Source organism: Anoxybacillus suryakundensis (genome assembly GCF_001418025.1).
Classification (GTDB): domain Bacteria; phylum Bacillota; class Bacilli; order Bacillales; family Anoxybacillaceae; genus Anoxybacillus; species Anoxybacillus tengchongensis.
Genome location: NZ_LIOK01000002.1, coordinates 169,885 through 191,846, shown reverse-complemented (window position 1 = coordinate 191,846; position 21,962 = coordinate 169,885). Strand labels below are relative to the sequence as shown.

Annotated in this window: 20 protein-coding genes; 12 read left to right on the top strand and 8 right to left on the bottom strand. The window is 43.9% G+C overall.

Translation table 11 applies throughout. The features are described 5' to 3' along the window. Positions 1-210 precede the first annotated feature (210 nt). Positions 211-846: an FMN-dependent NADH-azoreductase gene (locus tag ASC42_RS02175; protein ID WP_055440352.1), complete on the bottom strand. Its 636-nt coding sequence runs from the start codon at positions 844-846 to the stop codon at positions 211-213. A 169-nt stretch (positions 847-1,015) separates the two neighbouring features. Here ASC42_RS02175 and ASC42_RS02170 point away from each other — a divergent pair, with 169 nt between their 5' ends. After that, positions 1,016-1,585, top strand: coding sequence for a class I SAM-dependent methyltransferase (locus tag ASC42_RS02170; protein WP_055440351.1), 570 nt, complete (start codon positions 1,016-1,018; stop codon positions 1,583-1,585). Between the two features lie 33 nt (positions 1,586-1,618). Beyond that, a complete protein-coding gene (locus ASC42_RS02165) occupies positions 1,619-2,827 on the top strand; it encodes an MFS transporter (RefSeq protein WP_032100664.1) in 1,209 nt (402 codons plus the stop codon). A gap of 11 nt (positions 2,828-2,838) precedes the next feature. Here the strand turns inward: ASC42_RS02165 and ASC42_RS02160 are convergent, their stop codons facing one another. Beyond that, positions 2,839-3,033 carry a hypothetical protein gene (locus tag ASC42_RS02160; protein ID WP_032100663.1) on the bottom strand — a complete coding sequence of 65 codons (195 nt, stop codon included), beginning with the start codon at positions 3,031-3,033 and terminating at the stop codon, positions 2,839-2,841. Positions 3,034-3,047: 14 nt separating this feature from the next. Then, positions 3,048-3,692 (bottom strand): peroxiredoxin, encoded by a 645-nt coding sequence (locus ASC42_RS02155; protein ID WP_032100662.1) that lies wholly within the window; start codon positions 3,690-3,692, stop codon positions 3,048-3,050. Positions 3,693-3,862: 170 nt separating this feature from the next. Between ASC42_RS02155 and ASC42_RS02150 the strand changes: the two genes are divergently transcribed. The 4 genes from ASC42_RS02150 (at position 3,863) to ASC42_RS02135 (ending at position 8,379) form a co-directional block, all read left to right on the top strand. After that, the gene (locus tag ASC42_RS02150; RefSeq protein WP_055440350.1) at positions 3,863-4,924 is read left to right on the top strand and encodes a glycosyltransferase family 4 protein; all 1,062 of its coding nucleotides are present in this window, start codon (positions 3,863-3,865) and stop codon (positions 4,922-4,924) included. Continuing rightward, complete coding sequence (locus ASC42_RS02145; protein WP_055440349.1) at positions 4,921-5,661, top strand: HipA family kinase; 741 nt, start codon at positions 4,921-4,923, stop codon at positions 5,659-5,661. The genes ASC42_RS02150 and ASC42_RS02145 overlap by 4 nt, the downstream gene beginning before the upstream one ends. Before the next feature lie 64 nt (positions 5,662-5,725). Further along, a complete protein-coding gene (locus ASC42_RS02140; protein ID WP_055440348.1) occupies positions 5,726-7,381 on the top strand; it encodes a DUF6044 family protein in 1,656 nt (551 codons plus the stop codon). Further along, positions 7,378-8,379, top strand: a complete 1,002-nt coding sequence (locus tag ASC42_RS02135; RefSeq protein ID WP_055440347.1) for a glycosyltransferase family 2 protein — start codon at positions 7,378-7,380, stop codon at positions 8,377-8,379. Before ASC42_RS02140 ends, ASC42_RS02135 begins: the two co-directional genes overlap by 4 nt. Positions 8,380-8,388: 9 nt before the next feature. Here ASC42_RS02135 and ASC42_RS02130 read toward each other — a convergent pair whose 3' ends face one another. Further along, positions 8,389-9,555 (bottom strand): MFS transporter, encoded by a 1,167-nt coding sequence (locus ASC42_RS02130; protein ID WP_055440346.1) that lies wholly within the window; start codon positions 9,553-9,555, stop codon positions 8,389-8,391. Positions 9,556-9,690: 135 nt separating this feature from the next. On the opposite strand from ASC42_RS02130, the gene ASC42_RS02125 reads away from it, so the two are divergent. The 5 genes from ASC42_RS02125 to ASC42_RS02105 all read left to right on the top strand — a co-directional run bounded on the left by ASC42_RS02125 (position 9,691) and on the right by ASC42_RS02105 (position 14,953). Beyond that, complete coding sequence (locus ASC42_RS02125) at positions 9,691-10,947, top strand: sensor histidine kinase (RefSeq protein WP_055440345.1); 1,257 nt, start codon at positions 9,691-9,693, stop codon at positions 10,945-10,947. Positions 10,948-11,039: 92 nt separating this feature from the next. Then, positions 11,040-12,452 carry a branched-chain amino acid transporter BcaP gene (bcaP, locus tag ASC42_RS02120; RefSeq protein ID WP_055440344.1) on the top strand — a complete coding sequence of 471 codons (1,413 nt, stop codon included), beginning with the start codon at positions 11,040-11,042 and terminating at the stop codon, positions 12,450-12,452. A gap of 248 nt (positions 12,453-12,700) precedes the next feature. Beyond that, on the top strand, positions 12,701-13,486 hold the full coding sequence (locus tag ASC42_RS02115) for a TerC family protein (protein ID WP_055440343.1): 786 nt from the start codon (positions 12,701-12,703) through the stop codon (positions 13,484-13,486). A 57-nt stretch (positions 13,487-13,543) separates the two neighbouring features. Next, positions 13,544-14,047, top strand: a complete 504-nt coding sequence (locus ASC42_RS02110; RefSeq protein ID WP_055440342.1) for a ferritin — start codon at positions 13,544-13,546, stop codon at positions 14,045-14,047. An 87-nt stretch (positions 14,048-14,134) separates the two neighbouring features. Then, on the top strand, positions 14,135-14,953 hold the full coding sequence (locus ASC42_RS02105) for a DnaD domain-containing protein (RefSeq protein WP_055440341.1): 819 nt from the start codon (positions 14,135-14,137) through the stop codon (positions 14,951-14,953). Positions 14,954-14,964: 11 nt separating this feature from the next. Here ASC42_RS02105 and ASC42_RS02100 read toward each other — a convergent pair whose 3' ends face one another. From ASC42_RS02100 to ASC42_RS02085, 4 genes are all read right to left on the bottom strand, one after another. Next, positions 14,965-16,311, bottom strand: coding sequence for a (Fe-S)-binding protein (locus ASC42_RS02100; protein WP_055440340.1), 1,347 nt, complete (start codon positions 16,309-16,311; stop codon positions 14,965-14,967). Beyond that, complete coding sequence (gene glcD, locus ASC42_RS02095; protein ID WP_055440339.1) at positions 16,308-17,720, bottom strand: glycolate oxidase subunit GlcD; 1,413 nt, start codon at positions 17,718-17,720, stop codon at positions 16,308-16,310. The genes ASC42_RS02100 and glcD overlap by 4 nt, the downstream gene beginning before the upstream one ends. Positions 17,721-17,814: 94 nt before the next feature. After that, positions 17,815-18,918, bottom strand: coding sequence for a CdaR family transcriptional regulator (locus tag ASC42_RS02090; RefSeq protein ID WP_055440338.1), 1,104 nt, complete (start codon positions 18,916-18,918; stop codon positions 17,815-17,817). Positions 18,919-18,993: 75 nt separating this feature from the next. Continuing rightward, the gene (locus ASC42_RS02085; RefSeq protein WP_055440337.1) at positions 18,994-20,760 is read right to left on the bottom strand and encodes a methyl-accepting chemotaxis protein; all 1,767 of its coding nucleotides are present in this window, start codon (positions 20,758-20,760) and stop codon (positions 18,994-18,996) included. 173 nt (positions 20,761-20,933) lie between these two features. On the opposite strand from ASC42_RS02085, the gene ASC42_RS02080 reads away from it, so the two are divergent. Beyond that, positions 20,934-21,950 carry a LacI family DNA-binding transcriptional regulator gene (locus ASC42_RS02080; RefSeq protein ID WP_055440336.1) on the top strand — a complete coding sequence of 339 codons (1,017 nt, stop codon included), beginning with the start codon at positions 20,934-20,936 and terminating at the stop codon, positions 21,948-21,950. Positions 21,951-21,962 lie beyond the last annotated feature (12 nt).

Genomic DNA, 21,962 nt, shown 5'->3' with positions numbered 1-21,962 from the left:
TTCAAGTTTGTATCGTACCTATGAGGAATTGAAACTAAATTTCTTTCCGGTGATCTAAGGCTCCGTTTACTACGTTTGTATCGTACCTATGAGGAATTGAAACGGGTCGCTCCAGACCTCATACTCATGCCAACGCCCATAGTTTGTATCTACCTATAAGGAATAAAAAAGTCAGCGTGTTCGGCGCTGACTTTTTTAGTATGAAACCAATTAAAACCGTTTTGCGATTTCTTTGGCGCGTTCGATGGCTTGTTGTTTAATGGCTTCTGCTTCGTTTGGGAAAGCGTTCATGCCTTCAACGGCAATCGTTTCGACATCTGTGATGCCGATGAAAGAGAGGACAGCGCGTAAATAACGGTCGCCAAATTCGAGTTCTTTTGCTGGGCCTTCGGAGTAAATGCCGCCGCGTGCTTGAATGTGAATCGCTTTTTTCCCTTGTAATAACCCGACAGAGCCTTCTCCTGTATATTTGAACGTTTTTCCTGCAAGACAAAGGGTGTCCATGTATGCTTTCAGTTTTGGTGGGAAGCTAAAGTTCCACATCGGTGTGACGAATACATATTTGTCAGCTTCTATAAATTGCTCGCACAACTCGTTTATGCGTGCAATTTTTGTTTGTTCATCTTTGCTTAATTGCTCGAACGCTTGTCCTTGTTGCAGTTTGCCCCAGCCGCTAAATACATCAGCATCAATGTACGGAATGTCCGTATCATATACATGTAGTTCAACGATTTCATCTTCTGGATGATGTTGTTTGTAAGTTTCTAAAAACGCACGCCCGACGGATAAACTAAATGATTGTTCTTCTTGTTTTGGATTGGCTGTAATGTAAAGCACTTTTTCCATTGTTCTTCCTCCTCGCATAGCTAGTTCAAAAATTACGAAACAACTGTAACTATAATATAGTATATTACTTACTTTTGTAAAGTTAAAAACTTTTTTAAACAGATGACAGGCAATGAAAAAAAGAGTAAAATACGCATATAGGTATAAAAAAGAAAAGGATGGATGAGAAATGGCAGGACATCGGTTTCATCATTCGAAAGCGGAAAAGTTGTTGAATCCAAAAAGACGGGAGTTGATTGCGCCAGAAAAAGTGATCTCAATATTGCATATAAGCGAACATGATGTCGTGGCGGATTTAGGAGCAGGAAACGGCTATTTTACTGTGCCGATCGCCAAAGCGGCAAAAATGGTATATGCGGTTGATGTGCAACAAGAAATGCTCGATTTACTGAAGCAACATGCGGAACAAGAAGAAATAGAAAATATGGCATACATTGTTGGCGATGTGACAGCAACAACGCTTCCTCCACAATCGGTTGATAAAGGATTGATGGCGTTTGTTCTTCATGAAATTGATGATCGTGAGGCGGCGTTTGCAGAAATCGCTCGCATCATAAAGCCAAACGGTACGTTTATATTGATCGAATGGGAAGCGGTTGAAAGTGAAATGGGTCCACCGATTCATGAGCGTATTCCATCTCATCAACTGCTTAATGAAATGAAAGCAACGTTTGCGCACATTGAGCTCGTTCATTTCCATCCGAGCGTATATGGAATTGTCGTGAAACATGGTCAATAATGGCCATGTTTATTTTTACGAGAGGTGAATGAGATGCGTGTACGTTTAGGAATAAAAGAAAATATCATTTCATTTTCATTATTAGTCATCATCAACGTGTTTGTCGGGGCGATGGTCGGTTTAGAACGAACGGTTTTGCCGATGATCGGCGAAAAGCAGTTTGGACTTACGTCGATGAGCGCGACCGTTTCTTTTATTGCGAGCTTCGGATTGTCTAAAGCAGTTGTTAACTATTTTGCTGGTCAGCTTGCTGATCGGTTTAGTCGAAAAAACATATTGTTAGTGGGATGGATCATCGGGCTATTCGTTCCGATTTGCATGCTCGTTGCGCATGACTGGTCCGTTGTCGTGTTAGCGAACGTGTTGCTCGGAATCAATCAAGGATTGACGTGGTCGATGACGGTCAATATGAAAATCGACATCGCCAAGCCAACGGAGCGCGGCACAGCGGTTGGTTTCAATGAGTTCGCTGGATATTTCGGTGTGGCGACGATGGCAGCCATATCAGGTTATCTCGCTTCGACATTTTCCCTTCATCTACAACTGTTTTACATCGGAATTGCGGTTGCGATCATTGGAATGAGTTTATCTATCATCGTCAAAGATACGAAACAACATGTTCAGCTGCATCGACAACAAAAAAACGAACAACCGAAAGAAACGTTGTCGCAAAAAGAAATATTTCAACAGGCGACATGGAAAAATCAAACGTTATCTCGTTTTAGTTTAGCGGGACTTGCGACAAATTTGAAAGATGGTGTCGCATGGGGATTGTTTCCTTTATATTTCACGTCGCTCGGGCTGTCCGTTTCACAAACGGGGCTAATTGTTGCCGTCTATCCGGCTTCATGGGGGATTGGCCAACTGTTTACAGGCATCATGAGTGATCGGTTTGACCGAAAAAAGATGATTGCATACGGTATGTGGTTGCAGGCGTTGGCCATGTGGTTTATGCTTATTGCTAATCATATCGCGCTATGGATCGTCGGAGCGGTGTTGTTAGGGCTTGGAACAGCGATCGTATATCCGACGTTGCAAGCGGCCATTGGTGATGTGACTGACGTGCATTGGCGCGCGTCGGCGATGGGAGTATATCGGTTTTGGCGCGATAGCGGCTATGCGATCGGGGCGATGATGTCAGGGGTTATTGCTGACTGGCTCGGATTTCGTTGGGCGATTGGGTTGACAGCTATATTGCCACTACTTGCCGGGTGGCGTGTGTATATAAAAACGAAAAACTAGGGAACACATCCCTAGTTTTTCTCATACATCTCTCCGTTTTGTTTCACCATATGACGTTGCACTAATTCGCGCAATGTGCTGCGCACTTTAAATAGCGGCAGCGCTGTTTTTTCAGCTAATTGTTCCGCCGTTGCAGGGGCATCAAGTGCTTGTAAAATTGCTTGCATAGTCGCTGTTACCGTTTGATTATCGTTGACGCAAGCCATCGTCAGTCACATCCTTATAAGCTTTTTTTGCAGAAGTACCAATCGACGCACTCTAACGTCTCATCTTTCATACGCTCTTCTGCTGCTTCTTGTGTTTTTGCTGGTGGAACGATGACTTTATCCCCTGGATTCCAGTTTGCAGGTGTTGCGACCCCATGCGCATCTGTCGTTTGTAATGCTTTCACAACGCGTAAAATTTCATCCATATTTCTTCCTGTGCTCAATGGGTAATAAATGATGGCACGAACAATTTGTTTGTCGTCGATAATAAATACCGCACGTGATGTTTCTGTGCTATTTCCTTCAGGCATAAGCATGCCGTATTTGATTGCTACTTCTTTATTTAAATCAGCGATAATTGGGAATTCGATTTTTACGCCAAATTTTTCTTCAATGTTGCGCACCCATGCGATATGTGAATGAACGCTATCAATACTTAATCCAAGCAATTCGACATTTAATTTTTTCAACTCTGGATAAATGGCTTGAAACGCCATAAATTCTGTTGTACAAACTGGCGTGAAGTCGGCTGGGTGCGAGAAGAGAATGACCCAAGAGCCTTTATAGTCGTCTAATGAAATGTTTCCATGTGTAGTAACTGCCTCAAATGTTGGTGCTGGATCACCAATACGTGGTAAATAGTTTTGTACTTGTTCCATATTAGTAATTCCTCCTTTTTTATATTAATTTTAATTACATAATCATTATCATTTATCTTCCTGATATGGACAATAGGGGAATACCCCTAAGTGTAGTTCGAACAGTCATCAACTTTTCACTATGCGTAACATAAAGTAATAAAAGAGCATACGAGGAAGGGGGAGGAGCGGTGAACATTTTAGTCATTTGGCGGTTGTTGACCGTAGGTGGCGTGAATGCCGGATGGCGCAATCGAGCGATATATTTTAAACAACATGGCATTCAGACAGACTTTTTATATACGAAAGATCTCGGTGGCATGCATATGATGGAAGATGTCGCAAATGTTTATATCGCGAAAAAGAAAAAAGATATATACGACATATTGCGAAAATCATATGATGCGGTAATTGTCGTCGATACGAGCCAAGCGTACGATTGGTTAAGCGATGTCGGGTATAATGGACCGATTATTGTTGAGGCGCGCACACCGGAATTGTTAAAGTTGAAACGAAACTTGCAAGGAGTGGAAAAGATTACTCCGCGGCAATTTATCGTTCCGTCTGTTTATCAAAAACGTCTTCTCTCTCTATTGAGTGATGAACGTGCACCGATTACGGTCATTTATAACGGTTTAGATGCATCTTTTTTTCGCCCGTTTCCATGCGATGATGTACCGAAAAAGAAAATTATTGCATACGTCGGACGGTTAGATGGGCGTAAAAATTGGCGCGCATTTTTACGTATCGCCTCGCTATTGAAAAAAGAGCGCGATGATATCGAATGTTGGGTCATTGGCGGACAACATAGTGTAGATAAAGAAACGTTTGAAGCAGAATGGAAGGCAAAGCAACTGATGTCATTTGTAAAATGGTTTCCAGTTGTTCCGTATCAACATATGCCTGAGGTGTATGCGAAAATTCGGCAATCGGGTGGCTGTTTATTAGCGACAACGAAAGTCGAATCGTTCGGCAATACATTTATTGAGGCGATGGCGTGCGGTGTGCCTGTCGTTGCGCCACGTGTATCGGCGATGCCAGAAATTATCGTACACGGAAAAACAGGATATTTATTTCGCGAGCATCATACGCGTGGGGCGGTTCGCGCGATTGCTGAAATCATTGACGACAAACAACAATATACGTATATGAGTGAGGCAGGACGGGCGCATGTGCTCAACCAATTTACAATTGAACATTGTGCGAAAGCGTATATCGATTTATTACATCATATCGTGAGGGATCAAATATGAAGTATGAACGAACGTTTGCGGCTCATAAGCATAATTCTCATCTCGTCACATTTGATGATGGGAAGCGATATGTCGTCAAATGTTACGATACAACAAAACCGAAGGCGCTCATCAACGAATGGCTCGCTTATCAAATCGCAAAATATATGCACCTTCCTGTTCCACATGCTCGTCTCGTTTCTTTACCACCTACGCTTTTACCTATTCCAAACAAAACGACAATAATCAAAACGAAAACGCAATTTGCGAGCGCGTATATTGAAGGGAAAAACGCTCATGAAATCGCGATACAAAACATGAAAAATACTTCACAATTGGCAAGTGTCATCGTTTTTGATTATTGGTTGTACAATCGCGATCGGACGCGAAAAAATGTCATTATTGAACAAAACGGAGCGGATCAAACGTTATGGATTATCGACCATGCGGATATATGTGGCTCATTTGCGTGGACTGTTGAACAGCTGAAACAATTGCCGCAAACGCTCATAGACAGCAAAATGCATCGCATAATGGCATCGTTTACAACTATACAACAATTTGAACAGGCGATTGCGGTCATTCAAACGATGCCGACACTTTTAATTGAAGAAATGATGAAACATATGCCTGAAGACTGGCCGATGACGGAAGAAGAAAAAAAGCAGCTCGTTCATACGCTCGTTTATCGGCGCGATCATCTCGTTCCGCGTCTCATACGTAAATTTTGTAAACAACTTTGGCCTGAGCTTGTATAGCTTAGGTTTTTTTATGCATATTTTTCATCTATTGTTAAAAAATAATAGCGAATGGAGGGGCGTTATGAAACTGTTTTCATTTGGCATGATGATCGTTTGTTTGCATGCGTTGCCGTATTTTCTTCTTGGCGAAGACGCGCATATGCGCGTGCACGATAATTTAGATTCAAATATCGCTTGGTATCGTGTGCTCGCACGAAGCGGCGAGCTATTTGGTTCCATTGATGCGACCGTTCCACAAGTCATTAATGGACTGCCACGCAACGCATACGGAACAGAGTTTAGCGGCATCGTATGGCTTCATGCGCTTTTTCCGTCCGTTTATGCATACGGGCTTAGTCAATTATTGACGCGCATATTTGCATTTATCGGCATGTATTTGTTGTTGAAAACGCACGTATTCAAAGAAAAAGAGACGGAGTGGATTCGCGTTGGAGTGGCGCTTGCGTTTGCGCTGACGCCGTTTTGGCCGTCAGGAATGCTTAGCACGCTCGGCATGCCCCTTGCGTTATGGGCGCTACTAAACATTCGTGCGGGTGATCGTGCGTGGAAAAACTATGTCGTGCTGACGCTTCTTCCCCTCTATTCTAGCTTCGTGCTCGGGTTTTTCTTTTTTTTAAGCGCGATGTTTTTCTTTTGGCTCATGGATGCGTGGCGTCGCCGTCCGAACGTGCCCCTATTGTTGGCACTCGTGTATATGACCGCACTTTATTTAGCAGTGGAATATCGGCTCGTTCATTCGTTTTTATTTGCGACAGAACCGACGAGTCGCGACGAATATTTCCATGCACGTTTGTCGTTCTGGCGGTCGCTTCGTTTAACATTTAAAAACTACATCTTCGGCCATACGCATGTGATGACGATTCATACGCTCATTATTTTGCCTGTGACGTGTATTGCGCTATATATCGTATGGAAACGGAAATGGTGGCAGCGCGAAACGTTATTTTGGCAACTTCATGTGCTCAATGTTGTGCTATCGCTTTGGTATGCGTTTTGGTTTTATAAAGGATGGCTTCCTGCGACAGAGGCGTTTCCGTTTTTAGACCGGTTTAATTTTGCGCGCTATCATTTTTTGCGCCCGATGGTCATTTACGTCTTGTTTGCTTTGTCGCTCCGTATCATTTGGCGCGCATGGGATCGGCGCATCGTTTCATTTGCGCTCGCGGCTCAACTCGTTGTGGCAATGTTATTTCACGAACAAATCGTATATCGCAATCAACCGACGTTTCGGGCGTTTTATGCGGAAAAGCAATTTGACGATATGAAACAATATATCGGAAAGCCTGTACATACGTATCGCGTCGTCAGCATTGGCATTCATCCTGCCATTGCGCAATATAACGGCTTTTACACGTTAGATACGTACAATAATTTTTATCCGCTTTCGTACAAACATCAATTTCGCCAAATTATTGCGAGCGAGCTAAACAAAAATAAAAAGTTAAAGGAATATTTCGATGAATGGGGTGGACGTTGTTACATTTTTGTCGCTGAGCTTGGGAAAAAGTATATGTTTACGAAACAATCGAACAAACGCATTCGCCATTTACAGCTTCATACAGACGTATTGTACGACATGGGAGGGCGTTATGTATTTTCTGCTTTGCCCATTGACAATGCGAAACAAAATCAATTAAAGCTGTTGCGCACGTTTCAACATGATGAATCGGCATGGACGATTTATTTATACGAAGTCGAAAGGGGGAAAACGACATGACCGTTTTAGCGATCGTTGTACCTTGTTATAATGAGGAAGACATGCTGCCTGAAACGATCGAACAGTTGCTTTTACTTAGACGGCAACTTGTTGAAGAGGGGCTCATTTCAGCAGAAAGTAAAATTGTATTTGTCGATGATGGAAGCCGTGATCGGACGTGGTCGATCATTTATAAAGCATGTTTACGTTATGAAGAAATGAAAGGCATTAAACTAGCAGGAAACGCAGGACATCAACATGCGCTGTTAGCGGGCATGTTTGCCGCCAAACAAATGGCAGACTGTATTGTGACGATGGATGCTGATTTGCAAGATGATATATATGTCGTTCGTGAGTTTGTGCGTAAATTTCAAGAAGGATACGACATCGTCTATGGCGTAAGGAGAAAGCGTGATGTCGATTCGTATGTGAAACGGCGGACGGCGGAAATGTTTTATCGCATGATGAATCGCCTCGGTGTGCAGCTGATTTATAATCATGCCGATTATCGTCTGATGAGCCGACGGGCAGTTGAAGCGTTAGCGCAGTTTCGTGAAGTCAATATGTTTTTGCGGGGGGTAGTGCCGCTTCTCGGTTTTCCGTCGACGACGGTATATTATGACCGAAAAGAGCGAAAAGCGGGCGTGACGAAATATCCGTTCATGAAAATGATTCGTTTTGCGTTTGACGGGTTAACATCGTTTAGTATGGTGCCGATTCGCTTCGTTTCACTCCTTGGTTTTTGTTCATTTTTTGTCAGTATTTTATTTGCGTTATATGTATTGTTTTTAAAAATGACCGGTCATACACAAACAGGATGGACGTCGCTGATGATGTCGATTTGGCTTGTCGGAGGACTGCAGCTTATTGCGATCGGGTTAGTTGGGGAGTATGTCGGGAAAGTGTATAAAGAAACGAAACAACGGCCGCGCTATATCGTTGATGTAGATTTGTTAAATTGGCCAATGATTGCGCGACAGGCAGAACAAGAACAAGTCAGTGAAGAAGGCATAAGTTAAGGCTCCGAATTAAGCGGAGCCTTTTTGCATCGTTGTTCGCTGAAACGATTGGAAGAGAGCGAATGAAACGAATGTCAGTATAATCCCTGTCATATACGGCAAACTTGGTTTAACTGTAAACAGCCAGCCTGCAATCGCTGGTCCACCGATGCGTCCGAGCGAATCGAACGACGATAACATACCTGTGGCGCTTCCTTGGCCATCGGTCGTATGTTTCGTTAATAAGGCGGATACACACGGGCGAATGACGCCGTTACCGATGCCGAAAATCGTTAAATAAAGTGCCGCCGTCCAAAAGTTATGGATGAATAAAATGAGCGAAAAGCCGAGTGCTGAAAGAAATAGTCCAGCGCGAATGACCGTTCCTTCCCCGAACGATTGAATGAGCTTTCCGAGCAGTCCTCCTTGAACGATGGCACCAGCAAGCCCCATGATCATAAAAATGTAGCCGAGTTCGGTCGAAGACAGCCCTGCACGTTTCGCGGCAAAATAAGCAAACGTCGCTTCAAGCCCGGCAAGTGAAAACGTGACAATCAATTGTAATACGTATAGGCGTGCGAGCGGGCTTTGCAAGGCAGACATAAGCGATGGACGTGTCGTTTGCGTATTTGCTCGCTTTTCTTTCGGCAGCGACTCATGCAAGAAAAAGAAAACGAACATCGTAGTCACGAGCGCTAAACTGCCTGCGATCCAAAACGGAACGGTTAAGCTATGTTTCGAAAACACACCGCCAATCGCTGGACCGAAAATAAATCCAAGTCCGACAGCTGCCCCGATGATGCCCATTCCTTTGCCGCGATTTTCTTCTGTCGTCACATCGGCAACGTATGCCATCGCTGTTGGCATCGTGGCGGCAGATAAAAAGCCACCGATGATGCGAGCGGCAAACAACATCCAAAGTTTTGTCGCCAAGGCAAATAAGAAAAACGAAAGCGCTAAACCGAAAATACCGATCAGTAACATCGGTTTTCGACCATATCGATCAGAAAGTTTGCCCCACATGGGCGCAAATAAAAATTGCATGAAAGAGTATACGGCCATTAACCAGCCGAGTTGCGTCGGGGTGGCGCCAATTTTTTCTGCATAAAACGGAAGAACGGGAATAATAATGCCGAACCCCATCATCACTAAAAACATCACAACAAATAAAAGCGGCAAATAACGCCGATCGTTCATATGACCATCTCCACTATGTAGTTTGCATTTTTATCATAATGGAAATGTGATCATTTTTCAAAGATGTCGATGCGTTGACAACTGAAAAAGTTTTCGTAAAACTAAAAATGGATAAACGATGTGGGAGAGTGGAGAATGACATATATAAACCAACACATATTAAATAATTTGTTTTACATATTAGTCAGCATTTTTTTCTTTTCTTTTTTGTATGAATATGTTCAGTTTTTTAAACAAAAAAAAGTGTATCAACGCCTATTGCTTGTCGTCTGTTTAAGTGTGCCAATGATTTTATGTATGACATATCCGATTTACATCGCACCTGATTGCGTACACGACTTACGGCAAGTTCCGTTTCTCATTGGCACGTTTTATGGCGGATGGACGGTTAGTGTCCCCCTTTTGTTTGTTTTACTAATCGCTCGCTTTATGATGTATGGCTACCAGTTTATTACTGTTGCAGTATATGTGATGATGTGTATATGTGGTAGCCTGTTTTCACCGTTGTTTCAACGGCTGACAAGAAAACAGAGGCTTGTTGCTTCGGCTTTAATGACGTTTATTCTTGCGATTGCGGCAACGATATTGGCGATTGCCATTTCCGATTTTCAAGTGACAGAGTCGTACATCGTCGATTTTATTGTCGTTCCTCCCATTGCGGTATTATTTGTTGTGTTTATTATAGAAACGTTACGGGAGGCGTTGCTCATCCGTTCAAAAGCGATCAAGCTTGAGAAAATGGAAGTTGTCAGTCAACTTGCTGCAAGCATTTCCCATGAAATTCGCAATCCCCTTACTGTTGTGAAAGGTTTTATGCAACTCATGAAAGCGAAAGACATATCGCAAGAAACAAAAGAGCAATATATGAATATCGCTCTTGAAGAATTAAACCGCGCCTGCGCCATTATTGACGATTATTTAACGTTTGCCAAGCCGTTTCCAGAAAAAATAGAACCACTTCATGTGCAGCAAGAATTAGAAAAAGTCATCCATATGTTGCGCCCGTTTGCGAACATGCATGGAGTACAAATTGTCGCGACACTTACCCCAGCGGTCATGATCGGCAACGCTCAATATTTTCGTCAATGTTTTTTAAATATAATAAAAAATGGAATTGAAGCTCATGCAAATGACGGTGCAGTATATGTCGATATGCACGTCGATGAAAAAACCGTCACCATCGTTGTGCGCGATGAAGGCGAAGGAATGACGAAAGAGCAACTTGCTCGTTTCGGAGAGCCGTACTTCAGCACGAAAGAAAAAGGGACAGGTCTTGGAGCGATGGTGTCTATTCGCATCATTGAAATGATGAACGGTACGTGGCATATCGAAAGCGACATCGGGCGCGGAACGACAATGACGGTAAGTTTTCCATTGTTATTAGAAAAATAAAAATATTGCGAAATAGTGAAAAAGTATTGTCTTTAACGATTTTGGGCGTTAAAGTATAAAATAAACATCATAAGTAAGGGGAGTTTGCAACGATGAGTTTGTTCAGGAGAAAGTCGATTGAAGCGCTGATGAGCGAATCAGGAAAAGGGGCAGCGCTCAAAAAAGAATTAGGCGCATTTGATTTAACGATGCTTGGCATCGGAGCGATTATCGGGACAGGGATTTTCGTTTTAACAGGCGTAGCGGCTGCTGAACATGCGGGGCCAGCACTTGTCCTTTCGTTTATTTTATCCGGATTGGCGTGCGTGTTTGCGGCGCTTTGTTATGCGGAATTTGCTTCAAGCGTGCCCGTATCGGGAAGTGCGTATACGTATAGCTATGCGACATTTGGTGAATTAATTGCTTGGATGCTCGGATGGGATTTAATTTTAGAATATGGGGTGGCAGCTTCGGCAGTTGCGGCTGGATGGTCTGGTTATTTTCAAGGATTGCTTGCAGGGTTTGGCATTGAGTTACCAAAAGCATTAACAAGCGCATACGATCCAGCGAACGGCACGTTTATTGACGTACCAGCGATCGTTATTGTGTTGCTCATTACGTTTTTATTGACGCAAGGGGTAAGAAAATCCGCTCGTTTTAACGCAATCATGGTCGTTATTAAAGTGGCTGTAATTTTATTATTTATTGCGGTTGGCGTATGGTATGTGAAGCCAGAAAACTGGACGCCGTTTATGCCGTTTGGGTTTTCAGGTGTTGCCGCAGGAGCTGCGACAGTGTTTTTCGCTTATTTAGGGTTTGATGCGGTATCGACAGCGGCAGAAGAAGTGCGCAATCCGCAACGGAATATGCCGATCGGTATTATCGCATCGCTTGCGATTTGTACGTTATTATACATTGCGGTGTCGCTCATTTTAACAGGCATTGTGCCGTATGACCAATTAGGCGTAAAAAATCCAGTTGCTTTTGCGTTAAATTATATTCAGCAAGATTGGGTGGCAGGATTTATTTCACTCGGTGCAATTACAGGGATTACGACTGTCCTTCTCGTGATGCTTTATGCGCAAACGCGCCTCTTTTACGCAATTAGCCGCGACGGCTTGCTTCCTTCGCTTTTTGCGAAAGTGAGCGAGCGAAAACAAGTACCGCTTGTCAACTCATGGGTGACAGGAATTGCGGTTTCTATTTTTGCCGGGGTTATTCCGTTAAATAAATTAGCTCACTTAACAAATATCGGCACGTTGTTTGCGTTTACGACTGTTGCGATTGGGATTTTAATTTTACGTAAAACAGAACCGAATTTAAAACGGAGCTTTATGGTGCCGTTTGTACCAGCCATTCCTTTGCTCGCTGTGGCGTTTTGTGTGTATTTAGCGCTACAACTTCCAGCGACTACATGGTTAAGCTTCGGCGGCTGGTTAGCGATTGGTCTTGTCATTTATTTCTTGTACGGTCGCAAACATAGCAAATTAAATGGGGCAAATGTTGTGCAAAAACAAGTGAGTTAGAGGATTGACAAGATGATGTAATATTTTTATAATAAAGTTACAATAACATCGTTTTCCTTCACAAAGGGGAGTAGCGTTCAGGCGATGCCTGAAAACAAAGTCGTCAATTCATGGACCTCGTCCATCGGCTTTGTTGGCACAACATTGTGTCTAGCGAGACCTTTGCCGTTCGGCAAAGGTCTTTTTTGCGTTTTTATGATTTTTGCCGACGGGCGAGGGAAAACTACATATTATAGGAGGGATCATTGATGGATGTATCGTTGTTATTAGAGTATGGTTGGGTGCTTCTCGTTTTAATCGGTTTAGAGGGGATTCTCGCTGCCGATAACGCCGTTGTCATGGCAGTCATGGTGAAGCATTTACCAGAAAAGCAACAAAAGCGGGCGCTTTTTTACGGGCTTGCTGGGGCGTTTATTCTTCGCTTTGCGGCGTTATTCGTCATTTCATATTTAGTGAACATTTGGCAAATTCAAGCGCTCGGTGCATTGTATTTAATGTTTATTGCTGTGCATCATTTTATGACGAAAAATCGCGACGGTTCGCATAAAGAAGGGAAAAAACAATCTGGTTTTTGGATGACGGTATTGAAAGTCGAGCTTGCTGACTTAGCGTTTGCAATTGACTCGATTTTAGCGGCCGTTGCTTTAGCGATGACGTTGCCAAATACGAACTTGCCAGCGATCGGTGGCATGGACGGCGGGAAGTTTTTAGTCATTTTCGCTGGTGGTTTGATCGGGGTTATCATTATGCGTTTTGCGGCAAATGCGTTCGTTAAAATATTACAAAAACGTCCAAGTCTTGAATCGGCCGCGTTTTTAATCGTCGGTTGGGTTGGTGTGAAATTGGCTGTATATACGTTAGCACATCCAAGTTTAGCGATCGTTTCTGAACATTTTGCACATTCGGCGTTATGGAAGGCGATTTTCTGGATCGTGCTTTTAGCGATTGCCGCAGGCGGTTGGTTTTTCTCCGGAAAAGAAACGCAACAACAACAAGAAGCGGTCGAGACATTAAAAAAGGCACAAAACGAGTAAAAGGAGGCATGTTCCTCCTTTTTTTGTTATAATGAGAAAAGGAGGAGATGATGATTGATGTTAAGTGAAAAATTGTTAAATGGACTCAATGAACAAATGAATTTTGAATTTTATTCGGCGCATGCGTATATGGCGATGGCGGCGTATTGCTCGGCGGAAGGCTTGGATGGCTTTGCGAATTTCTTTTTAGTCCAAGCGGAAGAAGAGCGTTTCCATGCGATGAAGTTTTACAACTTTATTAACGCGCTTGGTGAGCGAGCGGTGATGACCGGTTTCCCGTCGCCAAATAACGAATTTACGTCCGTTCGCGATTGCTTTGAAAAAGCGCTCGCCCACGAAAAAGAGGTGACGCGCCGCATTTATAAACTATCTGACTTAGCGTTAGACGAGCGCGAGCATGCGACGATGAACTTTTTAAAATGGTTTATTGACGAACAAGTTGAAGAAGAATCGTTGTTCGATACGCTCATTCAAAAACTAAAACGTATCGAAGGCGACAGCAACTCGCTATTTATGCTTGACAACGAACTCGCACAACGCACATTTACACCAGAACCGTAAAGGGAATGCACCGGCATTCTCTTTTTTCTTTCCCCTCCTAACCCAATCCCGCGTATGAAGCGATAGATGAATGTAGGAGGGATGAAGATGAAATGGCTAGTCGATGATGATCCGTTGTTCGTATTGCCGACGGTGGCGGTAAAGCTTGGGTTGAATGAAAGTATTTTTTTACAACAGCTTCATTACTGGCTAGGGAAAAGTACGCATACGTATGATGGATATACATGGGTATATAATACGTACGAAGGATGGCAAAAACAATTTCCGTTTTGGTCAGAAAGCACGATTCGGCGCACGATCGTCCGACTGGAGAAAAAACGGATTGTCGTTTCGCGCTATCGCTCAAAACTGGATAAAACAAAATGGTATCGCATTGACTACGATGTGCTAGCGAACGTCATGAATGGCGAAGAAGAGCGCCAAAATGATGACACGAACGCGCAACATAAACAAACGACGATGCAACATGACGTGTCGCACATGTCAACGTGCCAAGACGCACATCGCAATATGAACAGACAAACAAATATAACAACAGATGATACGTTACAACATATTATCTATTTTTATGAACAAAACGGATTTGGGACGATAAATAGTTATGTCGAAGAAAAAATGGCGGTATGGGTGAATGAAACGTCAGAGGAATGGGTGCTAGAAGCGTTAGCGACTGCATTAAAAAACGGGGTGAAAACGTGGACATATGCGGAAGGTATTTTACGTAACTGGAAGAAAAACGGATATATGCGTTTCAAACATAAGGGAAAACGAGCGGTGCGAACGGAGATGATTCCAGAATGGCTACATATCGACTATGCACAATATGAACGAAAAACGTATAGCGAAGCAGAGCTCGAACAAAAGAGGCGTGAGTTAGAAGCGAGATTAAAAAAGAAAAGGGCATGAATCGTCATACCCTATCCCATTTGTTTGAGCGGTTCGTCCATTTGTTTTGTCGTTTCAACGGCTTCTAAAAGCAACTCAACGAGATGAACGGCGCGCACGTTTGTGAGTCCTTCCCGTTCAATGCCGAGTTTCATTTGCAGTAAGCAACCCGGATTAGCGGTTACAATCGTCGTCGCTTTCGTTTGTTTTGCTTGTTCCATTTTGTAATCGAGCACTTGCATCGACATGTCCGGCTCGATGATGTTATAAATGCCTGCAGACCCACAACATCGGTCGGCATCTTTCATTTCGCGAAATTCGATACCTGCAATAGATTGCAGAAGAAGGCGGGGCTCTTTTGCTGTTTTCATGACGTTTCGCAAATGGCACGAGTCTTGATACGTCACAATTTGGTTTGGTACGTGCCAATCTTTATGATGAAAGCCAAGCTCGACTAAAATGACCGATACGTCTTTTATTTTTGCGACAAACGCTTTTGCGCGCTCCGCCCAAACGGGATCGTCTTTTAACAAATGGTCATATTCGATTAAAAACGCGCCGCAGCCGCCAGCGTTTGTGATAATGTAGTCGACATCAAGTGTTTCAAACGCTTCAATATTGCGTTTTGCTAACGTTTTTGCGTCCGCTTTTTCACCGCTATGTCCATGAAGCGCCCCGCAACACGTTTGCGCCTCAGGAATGACGATGTCGCAACCAACAAGCTGTAACAGTTTCATCGTCGCATCGTTTATGTCCATAAACATCGTATCCATTAAACAACCGCGAAAAAAGGCAACGCGTCGCTTGCGAGGAATGAGTGCTTCAACATGCGTCGGACGTTCGTTCATTTGTTTCCACGTCGGCACGTTCGGCAATACGTTTTCCATCGTTGCTAAATGGCTTGGCAATAGGCGCAACAAGCCGAGTTGACGAACGAGCGTCTGCAAGCCTGAACGTTGATAAAAGCCGATCAGTGCCGTCACCATGCGCATTCGATTTGGATGTGGAAAAAGCTGTTTAAATACGATATGGCGAATGAAACGGACGATGGGCGAGTACGTTTTATGTTGTGCGATAATGTCGCGCGCTTCTTCAAGCAAATGACCGTAGCGCACGCCAGAAGGGCAAACCGGTTCACAGGCGCGGCAGCCAAGACATAGTTGAAGGGAACGTTCGACATCTTCATCCGGTTCAATGATTCCATCGACGACCGCTTTCATTAACGCAATGCGTCCGCGCGGCGAATGCGACTCTTGAAAGCCGGATTCAATATACGTCGGACATGTCGGCAAACAAAAGCCGCAACGCATACAATTTAATAGCTCGTCTTCATTCATGCGCGCTTGAAATTGTTGTTGAATATGCGGTTTGTTTGTCATCGTGTAATCACCACCCGTTTGCGCGTACTTTTCGCGAACACTTTCCCCGGATTCATAATGTTGTTCGGGTCAAGCGCTTGTTTAATCGCCTTCATCGCCGCAATGCCTTCTTTGCCAAGCTTCCATTCTAAATAAGGCGCTTTCATGACGCCGACGCCATGTTCGCCTGTAATTGTACCACCAAGTTCAATGGCTTTCGCGAATATGTCTTCAAACGCTTGCTCGACGCGATGTAGTTCGTCTTTGTCGCGCACATCCGTCGGGCATGTCGGATGAAGGTTGCCATCTCCAGCATGGCCGAACGTACAAATGTTGACGTTATATGTTTTTGCGATGTCGTTAATCGCTTTTACCATATTCGCAATTTGTGAACGAGGGACGGTCGCGTCTTCTAAAATTGTCGTCGGTTTTAGACGGGCGAGCGCTGATAACGCCGAGCGTCTTGCGGTGCGCAAGTTGTTTGCTTCTTCTTCCGTTTGCGCCACTTGGACAGAAATGGCGTTTTGTTCTCGGCAAATGCGCGCCATCGCTTTCATATCGCGTTCGACGACTTCTTTTGGTCCATCTTGTTCGATCAGTAAAACGGCTTTGACGTCCGTCGGTAAGCCGATGTTGACGAACGATTCAACGACTTGTAGCGTCGGTTGGTCTAAAAATTCAAGCGTCGTCGGGATGATTTTATTGGCGATGATCGCGGAAACGGAACGCGCTGCTGCTTCTAAATCTTCATATAGCGCAAGCATCGTTTTTTTCGTCTCGGGCATCGGAATGAGCTTTAACGTCGCTTCTGTAATAATGCCGAGCGTACCTTCCGAGCCGACAAAAAGGCGCGTTAAGTCGTAGCCCGCGACGTCTTTTGCGAGCTTTCCGCCTGTGCGAATGATGTCGCCGTTGGCAAGCACAACTTCCAGACCGATGACGTAATCGCGCGTCACCCCATATTTTAAGCCGCGCAAACCACCGGAGTTTTCGTTAATGTTGCCGCCGATCGTTGAAATTTTCATCGAGCTTGGATCGGGCGGGTAAAACAGCCCTTTTGCTTCAACGGCGTGAATGAGGTCAAGTGTAATGACGCCCGGCTGAACGGTCACCGTTAAGTTTTCTTCATCAATTTCTATTATGCGATTCATATGTTTAAACAACATCACGATGCCGCCTTCCGTTGGGCATGTGCCGGCGCAAAGGTTCGTGCCTGAGCCGCGCGGGATGATCGGAATGCGATGTTCGTTACAAATTTTTACGATTTCACTCACTTCTTTCGTATGGCGCGGGGCGATGACTGCATCAGGAAGCGATTGAAAGTTTGGGGTAGCGTCATATGAATAAACGAGCCGTCCGGCTTTCGAATCGTCATAGTTTTCGGCACCGACAATGTCAATGAGCTGTCGTTTTACTTGTTCGGTGATCATATCATCGACCTTCTTTCTCCGTTTTTACTATAAGCATAAAAAAAAGCGAGGGAGCCCGCTATGGATGAATATATAAAAATAAAACGCTTACTCATTATTTTTTTGTTGTTTCATCTAAAAAACGAATGGCTAAATATAAGGTGATGATATGTTCAAGGTTGCGTACGTGTAAATTTGTATATTGCTCTATTTTTTTCAGCCGATAATGAAGCGTATTAATATGAATATGAAGCGCTTCAGCGGTTTGTTTGAGCGATAAGTCGTTGGCGAAAAACGTGCGCAACGTATGAAGCAGTTCTTGTTCATGCATGAGCGGGTCGATCGTTCGTTTCACGAGCTCTTGTTTTGTTGGGAGTGAAATGTCTTCTAAACACATCTCTAATCGTAAATCTTCATCAAAGACGATCTTTTTTGTTTGTTTCGCAATATGAAGAGCGCGTTCCGCTTGTTTATACGAATGATGCACGTGTTTACTATCTACCATTTTTCCGCATCCGATATAAAGCGTTACAGCGTATTTTTCGATGAGCGCTCGTTGCACCGTTTTTATTTTTGCGGTCGTTCGTTCTTTATCTTCATCCGTTTGTAAAATAAGTAAGCGGTCGTTTCCCCAACGGACGATGATGTCACGTTGTTCGTTCCACATGTTTTGTACGTATTTCCACATATCAACAGAAAGCGATGGCTCGTTTTCATGAAATGAAGCGATAATTACGCGGCGCTTCATCGTCAAATCGATATGAAACAGTTGAGCGCGTTCGTAAAACGATGGCGACCAGTCGCGCGCTTGCAGCCATTCAAAAACGAACGTTTCAAGCGCGCGTGCTTCGAGTTGAAGCTGCTCTGTATAATAGTTTTCTTGAATGAGAAGCTCGGTCATTTTTTTTAACAGTTCTCCGTATGGCGACACTTTTTTCGGATCGCCTGTAATGCCGATGACACCGATGACGTCACCGCGAAAAAAGATCGGCAAGTTAATGCCAGCTTTCACGCCTCGCAATATGTTTTCATCTTGCTTTGTAATGATGCGTTTTTTCTTTTCTTGACAGACGAGAAACGCCCCTTCATGAAATTGACCGAGTCGCGTCGTATCGGTGCTTGCCATAATGATGCCGTTCGTATCGACGATAATAATGTCTTCATCAATGAGGCGGCGGACGTCAGATACAATTTTTTTCGCAAGGTGAGGGGAAAGCATTCATTCACTTCCTTTCGCAGCTAAACTAAAAAAGCAACCGTCCTTTTTGCTTGCAAAGAAGGACGGTTGTCCGAGTTACATATGAAAACGTGCGACCGCTTGGCGAAGTTGTTCGGCGGTGCTTGCGAGCTCTTGGGAAGAAGCGAGCAATTCTTGCATCGTTGCGTTTTGTTCTTCCGTCGTTGCGGCCACTTGTTCAATATTTCTTGCTGATTGTGATGAAATGTCAATAATTTGATCAGCAAATGCGGTCATCGTTTTTACTTTTTCATCTACAGCACGAATCGTATCATGCACTGTATTACTTTCTGATTGGACGCGTGCCATATGGGTGGAAATCGAACGGAAAATGTTTCCGACTTGTTCGACGAGCGAGTGACCAAATTGGAACGATTCGCTACTTTCGTTCATCACATGTACGGCATGTTCGGTTTGTGTTTGCGACTGCTCAGCCAGTTTGCGAATGTTTCCTGCCGCATGTGCGGTTTGTTCAGCTAGTTTTCGCACTTCTTCAGCGACGACCCCAAATCCTTTGCCATGTTCGCCTGCTCGTGCGGCTTCAATTGCGGCATTTAACGCAAGCAAATTCGTTTGATCGGAAATGTTCGTAATAAAGCCGACAATTTGATGAATTTCTTTTGACTTATCGTTGAGCGATTCAATGACGATAGCCAGACGTTCAATTTGTTCACGAATGAGCTTCATTTGCGCAACCGTTTGCTCTACTAGTTCCGTACCTTCATGGACGCGCTTCGTTGTTTCGTTTGTTCGTTTGGCTGTTTCAGATACTTTTTCCATGACAGTCGTTAACGCATCAGATACGTCATGCACTGCTTCGTTCGTTTGTTTCGATACATTCACTTGCTCATCTGCGCCGGAAGCGACTTCGAGAATAGCTTGCGTAATTTGTTCGTTCGCCTCCGTCGTTGCTTCGGCGTTCAGTCGCAACGTTTGCGACATGTCGTTGACATGCGTGGCAGCCGCTTGAATTTGGGCGATCGATTGTTCAAGCCCGTCCGCTAATTCATTCATCGCTTTCGCAATTTGTCCGACTTCATCGGTTTCTGTATCCGTTAAACGCTCAACGCGTAAATTGCCGCGTGCGAGCTCATGGCAAACGTCGACGACTTGCTTCAATCGTTTGCTTATTTTTCGGCTGACAACGATTAAGGAGATGACCGATAAAACGATCGCAACGATGACGGTCGCAATCATCATAAAAATATTTTTCGCAATGGTGTCGTTCATTTTCGTCGTTAATGTCGATCGATCATCTACGACGATTTTTCTTAATATATCAAGCTTTTCGATGCTCATATCGCGAATCGTTGCCGCTTTATTTTGAAAACTAATCACTTGGAAAATATCCATCACTTCCCCACGATCGCGGTATGACAACACAGCAGGTTGAATGGTTTTATAAAGCATTTCGTTCAGTTGGTTTTCAATCGAAATGGTCGAATGGTAAATCGTTTTTGCTTCTTCTGTGTTCATATGTGGCTCAAGCTGTTTCATTTTCTTATTGAATTGATCGGTTAAGTCGTTGTATTGCCAAAGCGTCTCTGGGCGCGGGTTTGTCATATAGTCGGTAATGACGATATATTTTTGTTTAAACAAAGCGTTAAGATCGGTAATTAAAATCGCTTGGTCGCTTTTTTGTTCGACTTGTTTGACGACGTTTGTTAAGTTGTTGACGAGTAAAAAGACAAAAATGAAAACGCTGACAAATAAAAGCGTAGCAAAGCTGAAAACGATCCCATATTTTTCCCCGATCGTCATCGTTTGTTTCGATTGCGCCGTTTTCGTTTTTTTCTGAAAACGCTTTGTCCATCGTCCGTTCATCGTGAAGCCTCCTTTGCTTTTTTCTCATTATAGCACGATCGATCGCAAAGAAGGGAGAGCATTTTTGGACAAAATGCCACGAATTTTGTCACAAATTTTTTGTTGCAATCGGTTTCAAGTTCGTTTACAATTCAAATCAACAAGGAATCCGAAACGTTTTGGAGGAAATGAAAGTGACAACGATTAAAGATATTGCGAAAGCAGCTGGCGTATCGGTCACGACCGTTTCGCGCGCGTTAAACGGTTATTCGGACGTCAGTGAAAAGACGCGCAAAAAAATTATGGATATCGCGAAGCAATTAAATTACAGTCCAAATACGCTGGCGCGAAGCCTTGTCATGAATAAATCGAAAACGATTGGGCTACTCGTTTCAGGCATGACGCGTTCGGCGTTAAAAGATAACTTTACGTTTGAAGTGATGACAGGCGTCAACGATTATATTGCGAAAACAGACTATGACGTCATTTTGTTTAATACAAATTCGACGAAACAACGAGAAAAAACATATTCGCAATTATGTCGCGAACGGCGCGTCGACGGCGTCATTTTACAAGGCATTAAAACGGATGATCCGTATTTAACAGAAGTCGTTGAAAGCGACATTCCGTGCGTATTAATCGACATTCCGATTCAGTCGGATCGCGTCGGCTATGTGACGACCGATAACGTGTACGGGGCAAAAAAAGCGGTGCAACATTTGCTTGAACTTGGTCATCGCAACATTGCGATGATGAACGGACACGATTACGCATTTGTGAGCAAACAGCGCCTGCAAGGGTTTTGTGAGGCGATGCAAGAAGCGAACGCGCCGATTCAAAAAGAGTGGATTGTAAATGGCGATTTTTCCGAGGAGATGGCGGAAGCGCGAGCGTATGAGCTGTTTACGAAACATGAAAACATTACCGCGGTGTTTTGCGCGAGCGATTTAATGGCGCTTGGCGTGATGAAGGCGCTCAAACAGCTTGGCTTGCGCGTACCTGAAGATGTGTCGGTCGTTGGATATGATGACATTTTGCTTGCTTCATACGTCTCCCCAGCGCTAACAACGATTGCGCAAAATAAATTTCAAATGGGCTATGAAGCAGCAAGCATGCTCATTGATATGCTCGAAGGAAATGAAGCGAAAGTCGTGACGTTGCGGACGCAACTTGTCGTGCGCGAGTCAACGACAGAAGTGAAAAAAGGGTAGCCCTTTTTTCAT

What these genes read in the sequence shown, in the direction of transcription:
- ASC42_RS02110 (WP_055440342.1), top strand. Translation starts at nt 13,544, where the DNA reads ATGTTAAGTGAAAAATTGTTAAATGGACTCAATGAACAAATGAATTTT.
- ASC42_RS02175 (WP_055440352.1), bottom strand. Translation starts at nt 846, where the DNA reads ATGGAAAAAGTGCTTTACATTACAGCCAATCCAAAACAAGAAGAACAA.
- ASC42_RS02085 (WP_055440337.1), bottom strand. Translation starts at nt 20,760, where the DNA reads ATGAACGGACGATGGACAAAGCGTTTTCAGAAAAAAACGAAAACGGCG.
- bcaP (WP_055440344.1), top strand. Translation starts at nt 11,040, where the DNA reads ATGAGTTTGTTCAGGAGAAAGTCGATTGAAGCGCTGATGAGCGAATCA.
- ASC42_RS02145 (WP_055440349.1), top strand. Translation starts at nt 4,921, where the DNA reads ATGAAGTATGAACGAACGTTTGCGGCTCATAAGCATAATTCTCATCTC.
- ASC42_RS02115 (WP_055440343.1), top strand. Translation starts at nt 12,701, where the DNA reads ATGGATGTATCGTTGTTATTAGAGTATGGTTGGGTGCTTCTCGTTTTA.
- ASC42_RS02170 (WP_055440351.1), top strand. Translation starts at nt 1,016, where the DNA reads ATGGCAGGACATCGGTTTCATCATTCGAAAGCGGAAAAGTTGTTGAAT.
- ASC42_RS02140 (WP_055440348.1), top strand. Translation starts at nt 5,726, where the DNA reads ATGAAACTGTTTTCATTTGGCATGATGATCGTTTGTTTGCATGCGTTG.
- ASC42_RS02100 (WP_055440340.1), bottom strand. Translation starts at nt 16,311, where the DNA reads ATGACAAACAAACCGCATATTCAACAACAATTTCAAGCGCGCATGAAT.
- ASC42_RS02155 (WP_032100662.1), bottom strand. Translation starts at nt 3,692, where the DNA reads ATGGAACAAGTACAAAACTATTTACCACGTATTGGTGATCCAGCACCA.
- ASC42_RS02160 (WP_032100663.1), bottom strand. Translation starts at nt 3,033, where the DNA reads ATGGCTTGCGTCAACGATAATCAAACGGTAACAGCGACTATGCAAGCA.
- ASC42_RS02105 (WP_055440341.1), top strand. Translation starts at nt 14,135, where the DNA reads ATGAAATGGCTAGTCGATGATGATCCGTTGTTCGTATTGCCGACGGTG.
- ASC42_RS02130 (WP_055440346.1), bottom strand. Translation starts at nt 9,555, where the DNA reads ATGAACGATCGGCGTTATTTGCCGCTTTTATTTGTTGTGATGTTTTTA.
- ASC42_RS02090 (WP_055440338.1), bottom strand. Translation starts at nt 18,918, where the DNA reads ATGCTTTCCCCTCACCTTGCGAAAAAAATTGTATCTGACGTCCGCCGC.
- ASC42_RS02125 (WP_055440345.1), top strand. Translation starts at nt 9,691, where the DNA reads ATGACATATATAAACCAACACATATTAAATAATTTGTTTTACATATTA.
- glcD (WP_055440339.1), bottom strand. Translation starts at nt 17,720, where the DNA reads ATGATCACCGAACAAGTAAAACGACAGCTCATTGACATTGTCGGTGCC.
- ASC42_RS02165 (WP_032100664.1), top strand. Translation starts at nt 1,619, where the DNA reads ATGCGTGTACGTTTAGGAATAAAAGAAAATATCATTTCATTTTCATTA.
- ASC42_RS02135 (WP_055440347.1), top strand. Translation starts at nt 7,378, where the DNA reads ATGACCGTTTTAGCGATCGTTGTACCTTGTTATAATGAGGAAGACATG.